Source organism: Leisingera sp. F5 (assembly GCF_001593695.1).
Window position 1 is genome coordinate 1 of the sequence record NZ_LUKH01001304.1, and the last position, 1,127, is coordinate 1,127.

At 63.1% G+C, this 1,127-nt stretch carries 1 protein-coding gene; it reads left to right on the forward strand.

Translation table 11 applies throughout. The features are described from left to right. Window positions 1-1,127: methylmalonyl-CoA mutase family protein (locus A2I95_RS40980; protein ID WP_291738024.1), on the forward strand; the 1,127-nt coding region annotated here is incomplete at both ends.

Below are 1,127 nucleotides of genomic sequence, written 5' to 3' on the forward strand. Positions count from 1 at the left end.
CTTCCCGGCGATGGTCGGGCGGATTTCCTTCTTTGTGAATGCGGGCATCCGCTTTGTCACTGAGATGTGCAAGATGCGCGCCTTTGTCGATCTGTGGGACGAGATCTGCGAGAAACGCTACGGCGTGGGTGACCCCAAATTCCGTCGCTTCCGCTATGGGGTGCAGGTGAATTCTCTGGGCTTGACCGAGCAGCAGCCGGAAAACAACGTCTATCGTATCCTGATCGAAATGCTGGCGGTGACCCTGTCGAAGAAAGCCCGCGCCCGCGCGGTGCAGCTGCCCGCCTGGAACGAGGCGCTTGGCCTGCCCCGCCCCTGGGACCAGCAGTGGTCGATGCGGATGCAGCAGATCCTGGCCTATGAAACCGATCTCTTGGAATACGGCGACCTGTTCGACGGCAATCCGGCGGTGGATGCCAAGGTTGAAGAGCTGAAGAACGGTGCGCGCGCCGAGTTGGCCAACCTGGAATCGATGGGTGGAGCGGTGGCCTCTATCGAATACATGAAGGGGCGCCTGGTCGATTCCAACGCCGAGCGACTGAACCGGATTGAAAAGAACGAGACCGTGGTGGTCGGCGTCAACAAGTGGACCGAAGGTGAACCGTCGCCCCTGCAGACCGAAGATGGCGGCATCATGGTTGTTGATCCGGCAGTCGAGCAGGAGCAGATCAACCGCCTGAACGCCTGGCGCGGCGAACGCGACAACGCCACGGTGCAGGCAGCCCTCGCGGCGCTGCGGGCTGCAGCACAAACCGGCACCAACATCATGGAACCCTCCGTTGCTGCTGCCAAGGCAGGCGTCACCACCGGCGAATGGGCCGAGGAGATGCGCAAGGTTCACGGCACCTACCGCGGCCCGACCGGCGTGTCGGCTTCGGTCTCGAACAAAACCGAAGGGTTGGACGATCTGCGCGATGCGGTGAATGCGGTCAGCGACGTGCTGGGCCGCCGGATCAAATTCGTGGTCGGCAAGCCGGGGCTGGACGGCCACTCCAACGGCGCCGAGCAGATCGCGTTCCGCGCCCGCGATTGCGGCATGGACATCACCTATGACGGCATCCGCATGACCCCGGCAGAGCTGGTGGAAGCCGCGCAAAAGGACGACGCCCATGTGGTCGGCCTGTCGA